The sequence below is a fragment of the Streptomyces sp. NPDC006463 genome (assembly GCF_042870715.1).
Classification (GTDB): Bacteria; Actinomycetota; Actinomycetes; order Streptomycetales; family Streptomycetaceae; genus Streptomyces.
The window spans coordinates 350303-368777 of record NZ_JBIAHP010000007.1 but is presented as its reverse complement, the minus strand read 5'-3'; the positions used below and the strand labels follow the sequence as shown (position 1 = coordinate 368777).

Genomic DNA, 18475 nt, shown 5'->3' with positions numbered 1-18475 from the left:
ACCGAACTCCACAACGCCTTCATCTCGCTCGCCTGCAGCCTCATCTGCTGGCGACGCCTCAAGAAGCACGATTCATGATCGTGTTACGAGCTCTAAGGACGTACCACCGCGCTGGGACCGCCGCATGCAGCAACGCCTGGCGCGCGGGGAGGCCGCGGCGCTCGGAGAGCTGTACGACCGGTTCGCCTCGCTCGTGCACAGCCTGGCGCACCGCGTGCTGGGCGACGAGAAGGCGGCGGACCGGATCACCCGCGAGGTCTTCGGCTACATCTGGGAGAACCCGGACGCCTACGACCCCAAACAGGGCTCCATGCGCTCCTGGGTCGCCCGGATCGCCCAGGGCCAGGCCGTGGCCCGGCTGCGCCAGGCCGAACTGGGCCGCGGCTCGCGCGAGGAGCTGGAGCAGAAGGTGCGCAGCGCCAACGCCGCCGCCCGCGCGGACTACATCGTCACCTCCATGCCCACGCCGCTGCGTGCCGCGCTCGAACTCGCGTACTTCAAGCGGCGCGACTACCGGCAGGCCGCCGCCGACCTCCACATCAGCGAGGACGAGGCGCGGCGCCGGCTGCGGCTCGGGCTGCAGCTGCTGTCGACCGCCAACACCCTCCCGCTGGAGGACCCCGACCAGCCCGGATACGGCCCGCGCGAGTACGGAACGCCCCGATGAACGGTCCCGCCGAGTCCCACGACGACGGATACGAGCGGCCCGGCGGCCAGGCGTGGATACCGGGTCCGCGCGGGGCCGCCGACGACCTGGATCCGCGGCACGCGCCGCCGGTCCCCGAGCCGTCGGCGGCTCCGGTGCCGCCGCCCACGCACGCCGTGCTGAAGTCCCTGCTCGGGGCGTGGGCGTTGGCCGCGTGCTCCGCCGAGGAGACGCAGGCGGTGGAGGACCACCTCACCGAGTGCGCTCCCTGCGCGGACGAGGCGCTGCGGCTGCGCGACGCGGTGGGGCTGCTGCACCCGGAGGAGAACCTGGACCTGGGGCCGCTGCTGCGCTCGCGGGTGCTGGAGGACTGCCTCGGCAAGCGGCCGGCCCGGATTCCGGTGCCGGTGTGGGCGAACCCGTACGACACCGAGACCGCGCGGCTCGACGCGCTGCTGCAGGACTTCGGCGACTCCGAGTGGCACACCCCGGTCCGGCTGAAGTGGTTCGAGGACGAGCGGCGGATGACGCACCGGACCACGGTGGCGGGGGTGATCGGCCACCTGCTGACGGTGGACGGGCTGGTGGCCGCCGCGCTGGGGCTGGACGACCCGTTGGGCAAGGAGGCGCCGGAGGGCGGCGGCACGGCCGCGCGGACGCGGGCCTTCTGGAACGCGGCGCAGTACCCGGCCACCCGGAAGGTCCGCGAGCCGTGGCGGGAGCAGGGCCACACGCTCGTGCGTACGGTCTCCTTCGCGGGCCGTGGCGTCGCCGAGCTGGCGGTGGACTACGGGGGCTTCGTGCTGCCGCTCGGGGACGCGTTCCTGGAGCGGGCCTTCGAGTGCTGGGTGCACGCGACGGACATCGCCGAGGCCGTGGACTACCCGTACGGGCTGCCGTCCGGGCCGCATCTGCACCGGATGATCGACCTGGCGGCGCGGCTCCTGCCGCGGGCCCTGGCGAAGCGGCGGCGCGACGGCCTGGCGGCCCCGGCGCGCGGCCTGGTCGCCGCGGGCGCGCCCGGGCGGACCCTGCACCTGGAGATCGAGGGCGCGGGTGGCGGCGGCTGGGACATCGCGCTCGACTCGCCTGCGGCGAAGCCGTCGCCGGAGCGGACGGTGGCGGAGATCGCTCTGGACGGCATCGAGTTCTGCCAGCTGGCGGCGGGCCACATCTCCCCCGAGGAGGCGGCGGTGGGCCAGCACGGCGACCGAGAGGCCATCCGGGACGTACTGTTCGCGGCGGCGTCGCTGAGCCGGATGTAGCTGTTCCGGCTGGTTCCAGCCGGTTCCGGCCGGATGTAGCCGGTTCATCCGGTACTTCCGGTGCGTGCCGGGGGCTCGGCGGGGCCTGGGCCCGGCTGCCCCCGGCCGGCCGGGTCAGGAGTAGCGCTCGCGGAGGCGGTACTTCAGGACCTTGCGCAAGGCGTCGTTGCGGGGGAGGGACTCCAGGAGTTCCAGCTGTTCCGGGAGCTTGTGCGGGGACAGGCCCTGACCGCGGAGGTACGAGGTCAGGGCGGTCAGGGTCAGCGGCGGGGCCGCGCCCGGGACCGGCTCCACCACCGCGCAGACGCGCTCGCCGCGCTCCGCGTCCGGAAGCCCGATGACCGCCACGTCCGCCACTCCGGGCAACTGGTGCAGCAGGTCCTCGATCTCCTTCGCCGAGATGTTCTCGCCCTTGCGGATGATGACGTCCTTGCTGCGCCCCGTGAGCACCAGGTACCCGTCCTGCGTCAGGTGGCCGAGGTCGCCCGTGATCAGGTAGCCGTCGGCGTCGAAGACCTCCGCCGACTGGTCCCGGTTCAGGTAGCCCTGGCAGACCGCCTCGCCCCGCAGGCGGACCTCCCCGTCCGTGTCCGGGGGCAGCGGCGTGCCGTCGGCGGACGTGATGCGGATGGACATGCCCGCCGGCGGGCGGCCCTCGGTGTTGGCGAGGTGTTCCGGGGTGTCGTCCGGGGCGCCCATGGTGATCATCGGGACCTCGGTCATGCCGTAGCCGTGGGTCAGCTGGCAGCCCATCTCCCGTACGACCGCGTGGTAGATCTCCGGCGGCTTGGGGGCGCCGCCGCCCGCGAGGAGGCGGAGGGTGGGGATGAGTTTGGCGGCGGGCTGCTTGCGCTGCTCCGCGAGGAACATGGAGTAGAAGGCCGTTGACCCGCCGGCCACCGTGACCCCGTGGCGGCGGTAGCCGTCCAGCGCGTCGGGCATCGCGAACTTCTCGAAGAGGACCGCGGGGAAGCCGTACAGCAGCAGCATCACGGTGTAGTCGGGCCCGGCTATGTGCGCGAAGGGGAAGGCCATCGAGCCGACGTCGGCCGGGGTCAGGTGCAGGGCGTGCGCGAGGCAGGAGCCGCCCGCGATCAGGGAGCGGTCGGTGTGCAGGACGCCCTTGGGGTCGGAGGTGGTGCCGGAGGTCCAGTAGATCCACCGGACGTCCGTGCCGGAGGCGGGCGGCGGCGGGAGTACGGCCGGGTCACCGTCGGGCAGGGTCTCGTACGCCTCGAACACGCCCCGCGCGCCGAGCCGGGCGGCCATCGCGGTGTGGTCGTACCCGCGCCAGGTGCCCGGGACGGCGAAGTACTCGGCCTTGGACTCGCGGAGCGCGAAACCGACCTCGCGGTCCCGGTAGAAGGGGATGACGGGGGACTGGACGGCGCCGATCCGGGCGAGGGCGACCGACAGCAGCACGGTCTCGATGCGGGTGGGGAGCTGCCAGGCGACGACCGTGCCGGGCCGTACGCCCATCCCGTGCAGGCCTGCGGCGACGCGTTCGGAGCGGTCGCGCAGTTCTGCGAAGGTCAGCCGGCGGTCGGTCGACGGGTCTGCCCGGGGCGTTTCGGCGGCTTCGACGAGAACGGTGGTGTCCGGGGTCAGGGCGGCCCGGCGGGTGATCAGTTCCCACAGGGTCGCGCAGCGGCTCAGTTCTGTCGCGGTGTCCGTCATCCCGGACCTCCCCTTTGCCAGACGTAGCTGACGGCTAGTCAGATCAAGCGCAGAGCGTAGGCGGCCGACGCTTGTCGGTCCAGGGGTGGCGGGGCTAGCTTGTTTCTGACGATCCATCAGATGTGGAATGGGGAGACTGTCATGGAACTGGGACTGCCTCGGATCATCAGCGTCGACGACCACGTGATCGAGCCCGCCCACCTGTTCGACGTCTGGCTGCCGGCCAAGTACCGGGACCGCGGGCCCAAGGCGCTCACCGCCGGCATCGGCGAGCTCGAGTACACGGGCGGCAAGTACGTGATCTCCATGGACCCCGACGGCCCGCCCACCGACTGGTGGATCTACGAGGACCTGAAGTTCCCGTACAAGCGCAACATCGCCGCCGTCGGCTTCGACCGCGACGACATGACGCTGGAGGGGATCACCCGGGAGGAGATGCGGCGCGGCTGCTGGGACCCCAAGGCGCGCCTCGCCGACATGGACCTCAACCACGTCGAGGCCTCGCTGTGCTTCCCGACCTTCCCGCGCTTCTGCGGCCAGACCTTCGCCGAGGCCCACGACAAGGAGGTCGCGCTCGCCTGCGTGCGCGCCTACAACGACTGGATGGTCGAGGAGTGGTGCGGCGACAGCGGCGGCAGGCTGATCCCGCTCTGCATCATCCCGCTGTGGGACATCGACCTCGCGGTCGCGGAGGTCCGCCGCAACGCCGCCCGGGGCGTACGGGCGGTGACCTTCTCCGAGATCCCGACCTACCTGGGGCTGCCGTCGATCCACTCCGGCTACTGGGACCCCTTCTTCGCCGTCTGCCAGGAGACCGGGACGGTGGTCAACATGCACATCGGGTCCAGCTCCCAGATGCCCGCCGCCTCGCCCGACGCGCCTCCCGCCGTCCAGGCCTCGCTCAGCTTCAACAACGCGATGGCCTCGATGATGGACTTCCTGTTCAGCGGGGTGCTGGTGAAGTTCCCGACGCTGAAGCTCGCCTACAGCGAGGGGCAGATGGGCTGGATCCCGTACGCCCTGGAACGCGCCGACGACGTGTGGCAGGAGCACCGCGCGTGGGGCGGGGTCCGCGACCTGATCCCCGAGCCGCCGTCCACGTACTACTACCGGCAGATGTTCTGCTGCTTCTTCCGGGACAAGCACGGCATCGCCTCGCTGGACGTCGTCGGGCGCGACAACGCCACCTTCGAGACCGACTACCCGCACGTGGACTCGACCTTCCCGCACACCAAGGAGGTCGCGCTCGACCACGTGAAGGGACTGGACGAGGAGACGGTCTACAAGCTGATGCGCGGCAACGCCATCCGCATGCTCGGCCTCTCCTTCGACCAGGACCTGGGGAGCCGCTGATGGACCTGACCTACACCGAGGAGGAACGGGACTTCCGGGCGCGGCTGCGCGAATGGCTCGGCAAGGTGCTGCCCGAGCTGCCCGCCAAGCCGTCCCCGGACGACTGGCCGGGGCGCCGCGCGTACGACCTCGGCTGGCAGCGCCGGCTGTACGACGCCGGGTACGCGGGCCTGCACTGGCCGGTGGACGCGGGCGGGCGCGGGGCCACCCCGACCCAGCACCTCATCTTCCTGGAGGAGACGGAGCGCGCGGGTGCCCCGTACGTCGGCGCGAACTTCGTCGGGCTGCTGCACGCGGGCCCGACCATCGCCGCCGAGGGCACGGCGGAGCAGCGGGCGCGCTGGCTGCCGCCCGTACTGCGGGGCGACGAGGTGTGGTGCCAGGGCTTCAGCGAGCCGGACGCGGGCTCCGACCTGGCCTCCCTGCGCACGCGGGCGGTCCGCGACGGCGACGAGTACGTGATCACCGGGTCGAAGATCTGGACCTCGCACGCCGAGGTGGCCGACTGGTGCGAGCTGCTGGTGCGGACGGATGCCATCAGCGCCGCGGCCCCGAAGCACCGGGGGATCTCCTGGCTGGCCATGCCGATGGACGCGCCGGGCGTCACCGTACGGCCGCTGCGCACCCTCGCAGGATCGACCGAGTTCGCGGAGATGTTCCTGGACGGGGTACGGGTCCCGGTCGCCAACCGGGTCGGAGCGGAGAACGACGGCTGGCGGGTCACCATGGTGACCCTGTCCTTCGAGCGGGGCACCGCCTTCGTCGGCGAGGTCGTCGCCTGCCGCCGCACCCTGGGCGAGCTCGCGCGCAGGGCCAGGGCGAACGGGCGCTGGGACGACCCGGTGCTGCGGCGCAGGCTGGGGCGGCTGCACGGGGAGTTCGGCGCGCTGTGGCGGCTCACGCAGTGGAACGTCAGCGAGTCGGAGCGGTCCGGCGGGGTCCCGGGGATCGGAGGCTCGGTCTTCAAGCTGGCGTACTCGCATGCGCGCCAGGAGCTGTACGAGGTGGCGGCGCAGGTGCTGGGGGCGGACTCGCTGGTGATGGAGGAGGAGTGGGTCCTGGACCGGCTCTCGTCCCTCTCGTACACCATCGCCGCGGGCACCTCGCAGATCCAGCGGAACATCGTCGCCGAGCGGATCCTCGGCCTACCGAAGGGCCGGTGAGGGGCATGGACTTCCAGCCGACCGAGGACCAGCGGGCCCTGCGGGCGGGCGTACGGGACCTGCTGGCCGGGCGGTACGGGCGGGAGGCGCTGCGGGCGTCGGTGGACGGCGGCGGCGTCGTCGTGGACCGGGGGCTGTGGCGGGAGCTGGGCGAGGCCGGGTTCTTCGCGCTGCGGCTGCCGGAGGCGGCCGGGGGCGTGGGGCTGGGGCTGCCGGAGGCGGTCCTGGTCTTCGAGGAGGCCGGGCGGGTCCTGCTGCCGGGGCCGCTGGTGGCCACGCACCTGGCCGCCGGGGTGGTCCCGGGGGCGGCGGCGGGCACGGCCGTGGTGACCGCCTTCGACCTGGGCGGGGGCCTGGTGACCCACCTGGCTCAGGCGGACGCGGTGCTGGGCGCGGCGGACCTGCCGGCGGGGCAGCCGGTGCGCTCGGCGGACCCCCTGACCCCGCTGCACCGGGTCTCGCCGCCGTCCTCCGGCGACGTGTCCTCGTACGCGTCCACGGGGGCCTTGCTTACGGCGGCGCTCCAGGTGGGGAGCGCGCTGCGCACGGTGGAGCTGGCGGTGCGGTACGCGGGGGAGCGCGAGCAGTTCGGGCAGCCGATCGGCGGCTTCCAGGCGGTCAAGCACCTGTGCGCGCAGATGCTGGTGCGGGCGGAGGTGGCCCGTACGGCGGTCTACGCGGCGGCGGTGACGGAGGACGGCGGGGAGATCGCGTCCGCGAAACTCCTGGCGGACGAGGCCGCCGTGCTGGGCGCCCGGGACTGTCTCCAGATCCACGGCGGGATGGGCTTCACGTGGGAGGCGGACGTTCACCTGCACCTGAAGCGGGCCTGGGTGCGGGCCGAACAGTGGCGGACCGCGGCGGAGGCGGAGGAGCTGCTGGCGGCGGAACTGCTGGGCTCGCTGCCCTAGCTCTCTCGTAGCTCGTTGTCACCGGAGGGCACGGCAGGAACGGCGAGGGACGCATGTCCGATTACAGAGAGTTGATATCGGTTTGTGTCCTTCGCCCACGCCTTTGCAGCCCAAAGGCAGGGGGCTGCTCCGGTACGCTCCCACGAATGCGAGCGGTTGAGCGGCGCAGGCGTCGCACAGTATGCACCACGCCCACTCCTTCGCGCGGGAATATGCCCGAAGCGCTTGTTGTGGTGACTGTATGTCAACCATGCTGCTCCGCAAGGGGATCACACTCGGTGATTCCATCCTGTCGCGAGGCGAAGTGTCCGCCGGTTCGGATGGTGTGAGCGGTGCAGGTGCTTCAGGTTCAGCTGGAGGTAGGACCGGACCCCGCCGAAGTCGGCCGGGCGCGCCGGTGGGCCCGGTCCCGGCTGGCGGGGTCGGGCATAGGGGATGACGAGCCGCTCGCCGAGACCCTGATCCTCCTGATCTCCGAACTGGTCACGAACGCGGTCGTGCACACGGGCTGTCCGGCCGTGCTGAGAATGCTGTTCGGCGAGCCCGGGGTGCGGGTCGAGGTCGCCGACGCGAGCGACCGGGCGCCGGCCCCCCGCCAGGCCGCCGGGGACGACACGGGCGGCCGCGGCCTGGAGCTGGTGGACGGCCTGGCGGACCGCTGGGGCTGGCAGCGCGAGGGTGCGGGGAAGCGGATCTGGTGCGAGATCGACCGAGCGGAGAAGGCGGCGGCGGACTGCGCGGCGGACTGCGCCTCGGACGGCCCGTCGGAAATTCACCCTCCGGTGAGGGAACCGCGCGTGTACCTCTAACGAGGTGTTGACGTTCCGTCACATCTTGATCACCCTGGTGTGGAGCGATTCGACGCGAGGGGACGCCAAGGGCCTGCCTTGACGAGTGCGGGTCGCGGGGTGGCGGCCGCGGTGCCGCGCTCGGGGCGTGCACCCGCGCCGCCGCCACCCGCAGTACCTCTGCCGATGCCGGGTGGAGGGGTGTCGCACTCCGAGCCGACCCGTCGGGCTCCCCCTCACCCTGGTGGCGGGCAGCCGGTGTTCACGGGGCTCAAGTCAAGCAATCCCCTCGGAAGCCTCCAGGAACTTCTTCACGTCGCGCTCAATGTACGGCGAAAGATCAGTGAGCAGATGCAGGATCTCCCGCATTTCCCTCGTGAGGTCGGGGTGCGCGGCCCAGGTCGACGCTTTCCGGGTGAGTACCGCCGACAGCAAGTCATCGTCGTAGAAGCCGCCGTCGTTCTGAGCGGGTGCCGTTTCGCGGAGAATCTCAAGCGCGGGTGGAAGTGTCCATCGGAGTCCCACATCTTGCCCGATGAGGCGCCCTAGTTCGTACGCGGTCAGCTCGCCGACCGGGCGCCGCCGCAGCCTGTGGACGGTCTTGACCAATCCCGTCGACTCGGCCGATGGCTCAGGCCACCTTTCCCCTTCTAGGTCTTCGAGGGTGAGGTTGCGCTCACGTTCCTTGCTCATGACAGCCTTCGCATGCAGTAGGGGTCTATCTATGTCCGATTGAATGAAGGAATCCATTCAGGCGATCTAGGATTTGAATTGTCTCCTTCCGCTTGTTGATCAATACTTCGAGTCCTCGATCGGTTATGGAGTCGGGGAGATTTGAAATCTCACGCTCCAGTGTCCTCCTTACGTGATCGAGTCCATTTCGGGCCTGCGTCAGGTCGGCTATGTGATCAAATGGGGTCCCATCCTTCTTTCTTGCTACTACTTCCCCACCGGCTTCTCTTCGGGCGGCGTCATAGTGATTGTGATTCGGTTGGGAGTTGATTTCACCTACTGGATCTACCTTTATGTTCTCCAACTTCTCTATCGCTCGCTGAGCTGCATCGCTCAGCCCCAGCTCTGGGCAGTCTCCGGGCGCGAGGCCGAGCGGATCTGCCCAGGTGTGGGGGTTGGTGACGTACGTTGCCGGGTTGGGGGCCGGGGACAGGCCCAGGGGGTCCGGGGTGAGGTAGCGGGCCGTTTCGGGGTCGTACGTGCGGAAGTAGTTGTGGTGGAGGCCCGACTCGGGGTCAAAGTACTGGCCCGGGAAGCGCAGGGGTGTGTACGCCGTGGCGTCGCGGGTCCACGTGGTGGAGCCCCACAGGGTGGAGCGGGCGCGCCAGGCGATCTCGCCTGATTCGGATATCAGTTCTCTCGGCGTGCCGATGAGGTCCGTGACGATGGCGAAGAAGCGGTCGTCGGTGGTGCCGAGGACGCTTTCGGCCTGGGTGAGGGGGTGCAGGCCGTCGTGGGTCCAGGTGAGGGTGACCGGGCCGGTGGTCTCCTCGCACAGGGTGGTGCCGTCCCACGTGAAGAGGGTTTCCTCCGCCACCTCGCCAGTGGGGGTGAGGCGCTGTTTGGCCGTGCGTCGGGAGAGGGCGTCGTAGCGGTAGCGCCACCGCGTGCCGTCGGGCGTGGTGACCCCGGTCATGCGGTCTTCCGCGTCCCACTCGTAGCGCCAATTGTCCGGCTTGCGGGAGAGGCGGGTCTTCTGGCGGAGGACGACGCGACCGAGGTCGTCGTGTTCGTAGCGGATCGAACCGGCCTGCGTGATGCGGGTGCCGGAGTAGCTACGAGCGCCCTGGGCCTCGCCGCCCGGGTGGCGGTCCGGCCAGGACGCGGAGGTCTGGTTGCCCGCCTCGTCGTAGGCGTAGCGCTCCGACCAGTTCGCGGCGTCGACCCTGGTGACCCGGGCCGCCGAGTCCAGGGTGAAAGTGCGGGGACCGGCCAGCGCGTCGTCTACCGCGGTGAGGGCGCCGTCAGCGCGGTAGCTGTACCCGCGGCGCTGGAGGGTGCGGCCGTCCTGGCCGACCAGGTGCTGGTCGGTGAGGCGCCCGAGCTGGTCGTAATCCTGCAGCAGGGACAGGTCCGGGCCGAGGGTGCGGCTGAGTTCGCGGCCTGCGGCGTCCCGCTCGAATGTGATCGTGCGGCCGGAGGTGATGAGCTGGGTGCGGCGACCGGCGGCGTCGTACGTCCACTCGGACTGCGCCCCGGTGGGGGTGGTGCGGCCGGTGCGGCGCCCCAGGGCGTCGTAGGTGTACGAGACGGTGCGGTCGTCCGTCGTCTCCGAGAGGAGGCGTCCGTAGGAGTCGCGCGCACGGCTCAGCATGGTGCCGTCCGGGGAGACGGCACGGGCCAGCTCGCCGAAGACGTCGTACTCGTACGACGTGATCCCGTCCGCCGTTTCCTTGCGCAGGAGCTGGGCGAGGGAGTCGTGCGCGTAGGTGGTCGTTGCGCCGAGGGCGTTCGTACGGGAGGTCAAGCGGCCCGCGGCATCGTACGAGTAGGTCAGCGTGCGGTCGTCGAAGTCCGTCTCGGTGGCGAGGCGGCCGGCCGGGTCGTAGGTGTAGGTCCAGGTGAGGCCCTGGGGGTTGGTGACTTCGGTGAGGCGCAGCTCGGTGTCGTGGTCGAAGGAGTAGCGGACACCGTCCGGGCCGGTACGGGCGGTGAGGAGGTCGAAGTCTCCGTACTCGCTGACGGTTACACCGCCCACGGCGTCGGTGTGGGTGGTGCAGTTGCCCTCGCCGTCGTACGTCCAGGACTCCGTGGTGCCGTCCGGGTTCTCCCGTCGGAGGAGGCGGCCTTCGACGCTCCAGGTGAGACGGGTGGTGTGGCCGAGGGGATCGGTGACGGTTGCCGGGCGGCCGAAGGCGTCGCGGGTGTAGCGGGTCGTCGCGCCCAGCGGGTCGGTGATTTCGAGGAGCAGGCCCGCCGGGTCGCAGTGGACGGTTGTCACCGTGCCCAGGGCGTCCGTGACCGAGGTGAGGTGGCCACGGGAGTCGTACGTGAAGTGGGTCGTGGTGCCGGCCGGGGAGGTCGCGGAGGTGCGGTTGCCCCGGGTGTCGTATGTCATTCGGGCCACCCGGCCGTCCGGTTGGATCACCTTGAGAGGCAGGCCCAGCGCGTCGTACTCCGCGAGTACCTCGCGGCCATCCGGGCGGACGATGGTGGTGAGCCGGCCCTGATCGTCGTAGGTGAAACGGGTGGTGTGGCCCAGTGGGTCCGTGCGGGTCAGCGGGCGGTTGTACGCGTCGTGCGTGAACTGGGTGGTGGCGCCCGTCGGGTCGATGTCCGCGGTGATCTGGACGCGGTCGTTGACCAGGAACCGGGTGTCGTGCCCGAGGGAGTCGGTGAGGGTAGTGACGCCGTCCTCGTAGGTGAAACGGACGTTCAGGTGGCCGTTCGTGCCGGACTGTGCGACGCAGCGGTGCCGTTCGTCGTAGACGTAATCGAAGTGGCGGTCGTTGGTGTCGGTCCAGGAGGTGATCCGGCCCAGCTCGTCGTAGCCGAAGCGCAGCGGACGACCGGAGGAATTGGTGACGTGGGTGAGATGGCCGTCCGTGTAGGCGTAGCGGAGAATCTCGGTGCCGCCGGCGAGGGAAAGGCTGGTTATTCGGCCTTCGGACGAGGTGAAGCGGACCTCGTAGCCGCCGCTGTGGGAGAGGGCGGCGGGGGCGCCCAACTCGTCGTACGTGAAGGAGATCCAGGCGCCGTTACGGTCGTCGAGCTGGGTGAGTAGACCCTCGTCCGAGAAATGGCGTATGTGACCGGACTCGGGGTCGGTGACCGTGTAGCCGCCGTGCGAGTCCAGGGTGAGGGGCCGGCGCTGTCCGTGGGCCGGAACTACGGGGACACCCGGCTCGGCGGGGTGCGGGTAGGCGAGCAGGCTGCCGTCCTCGCGGACGAGGATGATGCCTTCCTCGTCGATCTCCAGGCGCTGGTCGACCGTGGATGCCCAAGTGGGGCCGAACCAGCGGCCGGCCTCCGGCCCCGCCGCGTCCATTGCTGTCGGTGTGGCGGGGCTGCCCCCCGGGTGTGGCGGGTGGCGGGGAAGGGGCGGCGGCGGTGGGATCGGGGCGGATGGGTGGACGCCGCCACCCGTGGGGTCCGAGGGTCAGCCGTCGGTGCAGATCACGTCGTAGGGGCGGCCGACGGCCATCGTCAGCTGCATCGGCTCCGTGGTGCCCGCCGGGCATTCGCTCTTCTGCTTGACCAGGCCGAGCACCTTGAGCGCACCCGAGCCGCCGCACGCGACTTCCTGGGCTTGGTCGGTCACGCAGTCGCCCTTCACCAGCTGCCCGCCGCCGGCGCCCGCGTCGCCGGGGTGGTCGTTGGACAGGTTCCGGCCGCAGACGGTGTTGGTGGGGATGCCGCTCTTCTTGCCGCCGTAGGAGATGCTCACCTCGATCATCAGGTCGGTGCCGGCCGGGCACTGGATCGAGCCCGGCAGGATGCTGGCCTCCTTGATGTCGATGGCCTTGAAGGTGGCGCCGGAGTCGGAACAGCGCTGCGGACGGTACCCGTCGGGCTTGTTGGCCGGGTCAGGACCGCCGCAGTCGCCCACCTTCCACGAACTGGAGGTGTCGGAGGAGGATTCGGGGCTCCCGGGGTCGGAAGGCTTGGCCGAGGGCGATGCCGAGGCGGTGGCGGAGGCCGACGGCTTCTTGCCGCCGTCGTTGCCGAGCCACTGGGAGAGGCCGTAGATGCCGCCGACGATCAGGGCGACGGTCAGGAATCCGGCCAGCCCGCCGCCCGAGCGGCGTCTGGGGGGCTGGGGCTGCTGCGGCGGCGAGACCTGGTACGGGTTCGTCATGGTTTTCTCCTGCTGCTGAGGGTGCGGGGAGGGGGGGCCGGGGGGTGGCGCGCGCGAACGGGGACGCGTCATGTCCACCTCATGGTTCCAGGTGTGGGACCCGCGCCTGACCGGCGGCCCCCGGACCGGAACCGCGCCGTCCGCAGCCCCTCGGCAACACGCTCCAACTAGGACAGGATCTGTCCTGCTTGCTGGCTAGAGTCGGGCTTGGCCGTGACAGAGAACGCGGCCAGGACACGCGATTTCCGTGGCGGCGAAGGGGCAGGCAGGCATGTTGCGAGGACTCACCACCGTCAGTTTTTGGGCCGCCGACCTGGATGCGGCGAAGCGCTGGTACTCCGAACTGCTGGGCGTCGAGCCGTACTTCGAGCGCCCCGGCTACGCCGAGTTCCGGTTGGGCGACTACCAGCACGAACTGGGCCTGATCGACGCCCGCTACGCGCCCGGCGACACCGCGTCGGCAGGTCCCGGCGGGGCGGTCGTGTACTGGCACGTGGACGATGTGCGGGCGGTCTTCGAGAAGCTGCTGTCCATGGGGGCGAAGGAGTACGAGGCCCCGGTGGAGCGCGGACCCGGGTTCGTCACCGCTTCGGTGATCGACCCCTTCGGCAACGTCCTTGGCGTCATGTACAACGCGCACTACCTGGAGATCCTCGGCGAGACGGGAGCCGCGGACGCCTAGCGTCAGGTGCCCGCGGCCGCTCCCGGCATCTCCTAGCGCCTGACGCTCGTGACCGCCGCGCGGACGTGGGTCAGCAGGAGCTCCGGGAACCAGCGGGTCGCTGCCGGCGCACAGCTTGTCGTACGAGGAGCGCTGCGTCGAGGTCCACCGGCGCGGGTCGGAGCCCGTCGTCTCGACCGTCGCCACGTCCTTGGCCTTCCCGGCGGCCCGCAGCCGCACCAGCGTGCCCTGGTGGGCGGAGGTGTCCCGGCCTGCCTGCCGAGTAGAGCTCGGGGTGGTTGCGGGCCAGGCGGAGCCCGAAGGTCGTGCCGAGTGAGTGCGGCATCAGCGCCACCCGGTCCACGCGCATCCGGTCCAGGACGTACCGGGTGACCTCCAGGGCGTCCTCGTAAAACCGGGCGAAGGTGAGCGGCCGGCCGGCCGGCCCTGGCCTTCGGCGCCGCCGCGGGTGAAGGTCAGGCCGGCGCCGCGCATGTCCCACCGGACGAGGGTGAAGTGCTTCTCCCGCTCCCGGGTGCGGGCCCCGTAGGGGGGAGTCGGCGGCCCCGGGCCCGCCGTGCACCTCCAGGAGGACGGGGTCGGTCCGATCCTCCCGGAGGTGCGGATCGAGATCCACTGGTCGATCCCCGCCGATGCGGACGACCCCCTGCCCGTCGATGCCGTTCGGCGAGTCGATCCGCATCAGCCGCGCATGCGCGGACCGGCGCGCGGACCGGCGCACGGCGCGGTGGCCGACACGGTGGCCGAACACGGTGGCCGACCAGTCCGGCAGCGGGCGCGGCGGGCGCGGCGAGCGCGGCGGCAAGTGCCCAACCCCGCGTCCCGGAGGGTGGGTTGAGTGGAAGGGGGCGGCCGGGAAGCGCGCCGCGGCGACCGGGAGCGGGTCAGAGGACGGCGACCGGAGCCACCGGGGTGCCGGTTCCACCGACGAAGGGTTCCGGCATGGCGGAGAGGAGGAACGAGTACCGGTTCTCTTCTACACAGGCTGTGGACAACTTTTCGAGATTCCAGTTCTGGCCCTGGTGCATGCCCATCTCGACCAGGTCCAGGGCGTGGACCGGCAGCCACAGGTTCTCCAGCTCCGGCGGGAAGATCTCGAAGGTGAGCGTGTCGTTCGCGACCGCCGCCACGTCGCGGGCGTGGAACCACTGCGGCGTACGCACGGACAGCCCGGGCGACGGGAAGCCGTAGCCGTGCTTGTCGCCCGCCAGGTAGACCTGGATCTGGCCGGTGCGGACCAGCACGATGTCGCCGGCCCGGACCGTCACCCCGCCGAACTCCTCGGCCTCGGACAGGTCTTCCGGGGTCACCGCGTGCCCTCCGGGCAGCCGGTCCAGTCCCTTGGCGCGCGCCACGTCCAGCAGGACGCCGCGCGAGACGATGTGCCCCGCCTTGTCGATGCCGCTGTACTGGGCTCGGGTGTGCGGGGTGATCGACGAGGCCGGGCGGCCGTTGTAGATCTTCCCCGAGTGCGAGACGTGCGTGAGGGCGTCCCAGTGGGTGCCCGCCTGGAGGCCCATGGTCACGGCGTCGTCGCTGCACGCCACCGTGCCCGGGCCGAAGATCTCCTGGTTGATCTGCACCATCGTGTGCAGCGGGTTGATCCGGCCGGGGATCAGGCCGGCCTGCACCCCGTCCTCCTTCAGCGGGAGGGCGAGCGGGATGCGGCGGCCGCTGCGCACCTCGGCGGCGGCGGCCCGGACCACCTCGTCGGTGACGAGGTTCAACGTGCCGATCTCGTCCTCGGCGCCCCAGCGCCCCCAGTTGTTGACGCGCTTGGCGATGTCGTGGAACTCGGCGGGCAGTGACATGGGCCTCAACAGCTCCTTGCGTGGAAACGGCAACGAGGGCTTGTGCTCGCGTATCGAGGTGCCCATAGAATCTAACGGACCGTCAGAAAACGCGGGAAGGGGCCGGACGTGGGGAACTTCTTGGCAGGCAAGGTCGTCGCCGTCACCGGCGCCGGCCGGGGCATCGGGCGGGCCGTGGCACTCGCCGCGGCCGCCGAGGGTGCCAAGGTCGTCGTCAACGACTACGGCGTCGGCATCGAGGGCGGGGAACCCACCAGCGAGATCGCCGAGGGAGTGGTGAAGGAGATACTCGCCGCCGGCGGGGAGGCCGTCGCCGTCGCCGACGACATCTCGACGATGGCGGGCGGCCAGCGCATCGTCGACACGGCACTGGCCCGCTACGGGCGCATCGACGGCGTCGTGTGCGTAGCCGGCATCCTGCGCGAGCGGATGCTCTTCAACATGTCCGAGGAGGAGTGGGACCCGGTGGTCGCCACCCACCTCAAGGGCACCTTCACCGTCTTCCGCGCCGCCTCCGCCGTCATGCGCCGGCAGGGTTCGGGCACCCTGATCGGCTTCACCAGCGGCAACCACCAGGGCTCGGTGGCGCAGGCCAACTACAGCGCCGCCAAGGGCGGGATCATCTCCCTCGTCCGGTCCGCCGCGCTGGGCCTGGCCAAGTACGGGATCACGTCCAACGCCGTCGCCCCGATTGCCCGTACCCGCATGTCCGCGAACGTGCCCATGGAGCTCAAGGAGATCGGCGAGCCCGAGGACGTCGCCGCGCTCGTGACCTACCTGCTCAGCGACAAGGCCATGGCCGTCGGTGGAGAGAAGATCACCGGTCAGGTCTACACGATCGCCGGCCCGAAGATCGCCGTCTGGGCGCAGCCGCGCGAGCTGCGCGCCGGTTACGCCGAGGGCTCCTGGACCCCGGAGAAGATCGCCGACTTCCTGCCCGGGACGGTGGGCACCGACCCGATGCCGATGCTCGCGCAGCTGGAGGCCATGGCCAAGGCGGCGGCCGCCAAGGACCGCCCGAACGCGTAGAGGGGCGCAGCAGCGTGGACTTCAGCTTCGGGGCCGAGGACGAGGAGCTGCGCGGGCGCGCCCGGGCGTGGCTGACGGAGCACCTCGTGGGCCCGTACGCGCACGCCCTCGGCCTCGGCGGCCCGGGCAGCGAGCACGAGGGGGTCGACGTCCGGCGCGCGTGGGAGCGCGAGCTGGGCCGCGGCGGCTGGATCGGGCAGGGCTGGGAGGCCGAGGGGTTCGGGAACCGCCGGCTCTCCCTGACCGGGCAGGTGGTGTGGGCCGAGGAGTACGCGGCGCTGCGCGCGCCCGGCCGGGTCGGGCACATCGGGGAGAACCTCCTCGCGCCGACCCTCATCGCCTACGGCACCCCTGAGCAGCAAGGCCGCTTCCTGCCCGGCATCGCCCGCGGTGAGGAGCTGTGGTGCCAGGGCTACAGCGAGCCCGGGGCCGGCTCCGACCTCGCCGGCATCCGTACCGCCGCCGTACGGGACCCGGCCGACGGGCTCTTCCGCGTCACCGGGCAGAAGATCTGGACCTCGCTCGCCCAGGACGCCGACTGGTGCTTCGTCCTGGCCCGCACCGAGGCCGGCTCGCGCCGCCACCGCGGGCTGTCGTTCCTGCTCGTACGGATGGACCAGCCGGGCCGCATCGAGGTACGGCCCATCCGGCAGATGTCGGGGACCTCCGAGTTCAACGAGGTCTTCTTCGACGGGGCCGTCGCGGCCGAGGTCGTCGGTGCGGAGGGCAACGGCTGGACCGTGGCCATGGGGCTGCTCGCCCTGGAACGCGGGGTCTCCACGCTGGTCCAGCAGATCGGCTTCGCCGCCGAACTGGAGCGGATCGTGCGACTGTACGCGGCGTCCGGCGCGGCCGATCCGATCGTCCAGGGCCGCCTCGTACGCCAGTGGGCCGAGCTGCGCACGATGCGCTGGAACGCGCTGCGCACCCTCGGCACCAGGGACGATCCAGGTGCCCCGAGCGTGGCGAAGCTGCTGTGGGGCGGGTGGCACCGGCGGCTCGGCGAGCTGGCGGTGGAGGTCCGCGGCGCGGCGGCCTCGGCCGGACCGGCGGGCTGGGCGCCCGGGCTCCCGTACGAGCTCGGACTCGACGAGGGGCAGCGGCTCTTCCTGTTCACCCGTGCCGACACCATTTACGGCGGCTCGGACGAGATCCAGCGGAACATCATCGCCGAGCGCGTGCTCGGCCTGCCTAAGGAGTCCAGGTGAGAGGCGTCGTGTTCGACGGCAAGCAGGCCCAGGTGGTCGACGACCTGGAGATCCGCGATCCGGAACCGGGGGAGGTGCTCGTCGCGATAGGCGCGGCCGGACTCTGCCACAGCGACCTGTCGGTGATCGACGGAACGATTCCGTTCCCGTCGCCGGTGGTGCTCGGGCACGAGGGGGCCGGGGTGGTCGAAGCCGTGGGCGCCAGTGTCACGCACGTGGCGGCCGGCGATCACGTGGCCCTGTCCACCTTGGCCAACTGCGGTGCGTGCGCGGACTGCGACCGGGGCCGGCCGACGATGTGCCGCAAGGCGATCGGGATGCCGGGGCAGCCGTTCTCGCGGGGCGGGAAGCCGCTGTTCCAGTTCGCCTCCAATTCCGCTTTCGCCGAGCGGACGATCGTCAAGGCCGTCCAGGCGGTGAAGATCCCGGCCGACATCCCGCTGACCTCGGCGGCTCTGATCGGCTGCGGGGTGCTGACGGGGGTGGGCGCGGTGCTGAACCGGGCGAAGGTCGACCGCGGCGAGTCGGTGGTCGTCATCGGCACCGGCGGGATCGGGTTGAACGTGCTCCAGGGCGCCCGGATCGCGGGCGCGACGACGATCGTGGCGGTGGACGCGAACCCGGCGAAGGAGGCGGTGGCCCGGCAGTTCGGGGCCACGCACTTCATCGACGCGTCGGCGGTGGCGGACACGGGCGCGGCGGTCCGGGAGATCCTGCCGACCGGCGCCGACCACGCCTTCGAGTGCGTGGGCAGCGTGAAACTGATCCGCCAGGCGATCGACCTCCTCGACCGGCACGGTCAGGCGATCCTGCTCGGGGTGCCCGGCTTCAAGGAGGAGGCCTCCTTCCTGGTCTCGTCGATGTACCTCGACAAGACGATCATGGGCTGCCGGTACGGATCCTCCCGCCCGCAGCGCGACATCGCGCTGTACGCCGAGCTCTACCGGCAGGGCCGGCTGCTGCTGGACGAGCTGGTGACGGAGGTCTACCCGGTCGAGGACTTCGCCAAGGCCGCCGACGACGCCCACCACGGGAGGGTGGCGCGCGGGGTGCTCACGTTCTAGCCGGGGCGGGCGCAGGGAACGCCGCCTCACCCGGGTCCGGGTGGTCGTCACGGTCCTGGGTGGAGCGG

14 protein-coding genes and 1 pseudogene are annotated in these 18475 nt (G+C 71.2%); 10 read left to right on the top strand and 5 right to left on the bottom strand.

Annotation, left to right across the window (positions count from 1 at the left end):
- Positions 1-124 precede the first annotated feature (124 nt).
- The gene (locus tag ACFYOB_RS16045) at positions 125-667 is read left to right on the top strand and encodes a sigma-70 family RNA polymerase sigma factor (protein WP_388560210.1); all 543 of its coding nucleotides are present in this window, start codon (positions 125-127) and stop codon (positions 665-667) included.
- Positions 664-1911: a zf-HC2 domain-containing protein gene (locus ACFYOB_RS16040; protein ID WP_388560208.1), complete on the top strand. Its 1248-nt coding sequence runs from the start codon at positions 664-666 to the stop codon at positions 1909-1911. Before ACFYOB_RS16045 ends, ACFYOB_RS16040 begins: the two co-directional genes overlap by 4 nt.
- 114 nt (positions 1912-2025) lie before the next feature.
- On the opposite strand, the gene ACFYOB_RS16035 is transcribed toward ACFYOB_RS16040, so the two are convergent.
- The gene (locus tag ACFYOB_RS16035; protein ID WP_388560207.1) at positions 2026-3588 is read right to left on the bottom strand and encodes a class I adenylate-forming enzyme family protein; all 1563 of its coding nucleotides are present in this window, start codon (positions 3586-3588) and stop codon (positions 2026-2028) included.
- A gap of 141 nt (positions 3589-3729) precedes the next feature.
- On the opposite strand from ACFYOB_RS16035, the gene ACFYOB_RS16030 reads away from it, so the two are divergent.
- The 4 genes from ACFYOB_RS16030 to ACFYOB_RS16015 all read left to right on the top strand — a co-directional run bounded on the left by ACFYOB_RS16030 (position 3730) and on the right by ACFYOB_RS16015 (position 7824).
- Entirely contained in the window at positions 3730-4941 is a 1212-nt protein-coding gene (locus ACFYOB_RS16030; protein ID WP_388560205.1) for an amidohydrolase family protein, read from the top strand.
- Positions 4941-6104 (top strand): acyl-CoA dehydrogenase family protein, encoded by a 1164-nt coding sequence (locus ACFYOB_RS16025; RefSeq protein WP_388560203.1) that lies wholly within the window; start codon positions 4941-4943, stop codon positions 6102-6104. The genes ACFYOB_RS16030 and ACFYOB_RS16025 overlap by 1 nt, the downstream gene beginning before the upstream one ends.
- 5 nt (positions 6105-6109) lie before the next feature.
- Positions 6110-7015, top strand: coding sequence for an acyl-CoA dehydrogenase family protein (locus ACFYOB_RS16020; protein WP_388560201.1), 906 nt, complete (start codon positions 6110-6112; stop codon positions 7013-7015).
- Positions 7016-7347: 332 nt separating this feature from the next.
- On the top strand, positions 7348-7824 hold the full coding sequence (locus ACFYOB_RS16015) for an ATP-binding protein (RefSeq protein ID WP_388560199.1): 477 nt from the start codon (positions 7348-7350) through the stop codon (positions 7822-7824).
- Between the two features lie 255 nt (positions 7825-8079).
- Here the strand turns inward: ACFYOB_RS16015 and ACFYOB_RS16010 are convergent, their stop codons facing one another.
- The 3 genes and pseudogenes from ACFYOB_RS16010 to ACFYOB_RS16000 all read right to left on the bottom strand — a co-directional run bounded on the left by ACFYOB_RS16010 (position 8080) and on the right by ACFYOB_RS16000 (position 12613).
- Positions 8080-8496, bottom strand: coding sequence for a contact-dependent growth inhibition system immunity protein (locus ACFYOB_RS16010; protein WP_388560197.1), 417 nt, complete (start codon positions 8494-8496; stop codon positions 8080-8082).
- 25 nt (positions 8497-8521) lie between these two features.
- Positions 8522-11833 (bottom strand): annotated as a pseudogene (locus tag ACFYOB_RS16005) (polymorphic toxin type 28 domain-containing protein); the annotation flags it as partial.
- A gap of 81 nt (positions 11834-11914) precedes the next feature.
- The gene (locus ACFYOB_RS16000) at positions 11915-12613 is read right to left on the bottom strand and encodes a hypothetical protein (protein ID WP_388560196.1); all 699 of its coding nucleotides are present in this window, start codon (positions 12611-12613) and stop codon (positions 11915-11917) included.
- A gap of 271 nt (positions 12614-12884) precedes the next feature.
- Between ACFYOB_RS16000 and ACFYOB_RS15995 the strand changes: the two genes are divergently transcribed.
- Entirely contained in the window at positions 12885-13295 is a 411-nt protein-coding gene (locus tag ACFYOB_RS15995; protein ID WP_388560194.1) for a VOC family protein, read from the top strand.
- A gap of 884 nt (positions 13296-14179) precedes the next feature.
- Here the strand turns inward: ACFYOB_RS15995 and ACFYOB_RS15990 are convergent.
- On the bottom strand, positions 14180-15106 hold the full coding sequence (locus ACFYOB_RS15990; protein WP_388560192.1) for a cyclase family protein: 927 nt from the start codon (positions 15104-15106) through the stop codon (positions 14180-14182).
- A 108-nt stretch (positions 15107-15214) separates the two neighbouring features.
- Between ACFYOB_RS15990 and ACFYOB_RS15985 the strand changes: the two genes are divergently transcribed.
- Genes ACFYOB_RS15985 through ACFYOB_RS15975 form a run of 3 tightly spaced genes read left to right on the top strand, consistent with a single transcriptional unit; the run spans position 15215 to position 18407 of the window.
- Entirely contained in the window at positions 15215-16135 is a 921-nt protein-coding gene (locus ACFYOB_RS15985; RefSeq protein ID WP_388560190.1) for an SDR family oxidoreductase, read from the top strand.
- 14 nt (positions 16136-16149) lie between these two features.
- Positions 16150-17343, top strand: coding sequence for an acyl-CoA dehydrogenase family protein (locus tag ACFYOB_RS15980; protein ID WP_388560188.1), 1194 nt, complete (start codon positions 16150-16152; stop codon positions 17341-17343).
- Positions 17340-18407 (top strand): Zn-dependent alcohol dehydrogenase, encoded by a 1068-nt coding sequence (locus ACFYOB_RS15975; RefSeq protein WP_388560186.1) that lies wholly within the window; start codon positions 17340-17342, stop codon positions 18405-18407. The genes ACFYOB_RS15980 and ACFYOB_RS15975 overlap by 4 nt, the downstream gene beginning before the upstream one ends.
- Positions 18408-18475 lie beyond the last annotated feature (68 nt).

Coding starts and splice junctions, on each gene's coding strand:
- ACFYOB_RS16045 (WP_388560210.1), top strand. CDS start 125: ATGCAGCAACGCCTGGCGCGCGGGGAGGCCGCGGCGCTCGGAGAGCTG.
- ACFYOB_RS16040 (WP_388560208.1), top strand. CDS start 664: ATGAACGGTCCCGCCGAGTCCCACGACGACGGATACGAGCGGCCCGGC.
- ACFYOB_RS16035 (WP_388560207.1), bottom strand. CDS start 3,588: ATGACGGACACCGCGACAGAACTGAGCCGCTGCGCGACCCTGTGGGAA.
- ACFYOB_RS16030 (WP_388560205.1), top strand. CDS start 3,730: ATGGAACTGGGACTGCCTCGGATCATCAGCGTCGACGACCACGTGATC.
- ACFYOB_RS16025 (WP_388560203.1), top strand. CDS start 4,941: ATGGACCTGACCTACACCGAGGAGGAACGGGACTTCCGGGCGCGGCTG.
- ACFYOB_RS16020 (WP_388560201.1), top strand. CDS start 6,110: ATGGACTTCCAGCCGACCGAGGACCAGCGGGCCCTGCGGGCGGGCGTA.
- ACFYOB_RS16010 (WP_388560197.1), bottom strand. CDS start 8,496: ATGAGCAAGGAACGTGAGCGCAACCTCACCCTCGAAGACCTAGAAGGG.
- ACFYOB_RS16000 (WP_388560196.1), bottom strand. CDS start 12,613: ATGACGAACCCGTACCAGGTCTCGCCGCCGCAGCAGCCCCAGCCCCCC.
- ACFYOB_RS15995 (WP_388560194.1), top strand. CDS start 12,885: ATGTTGCGAGGACTCACCACCGTCAGTTTTTGGGCCGCCGACCTGGAT.
- ACFYOB_RS15990 (WP_388560192.1), bottom strand. CDS start 15,106: ATGTCACTGCCCGCCGAGTTCCACGACATCGCCAAGCGCGTCAACAAC.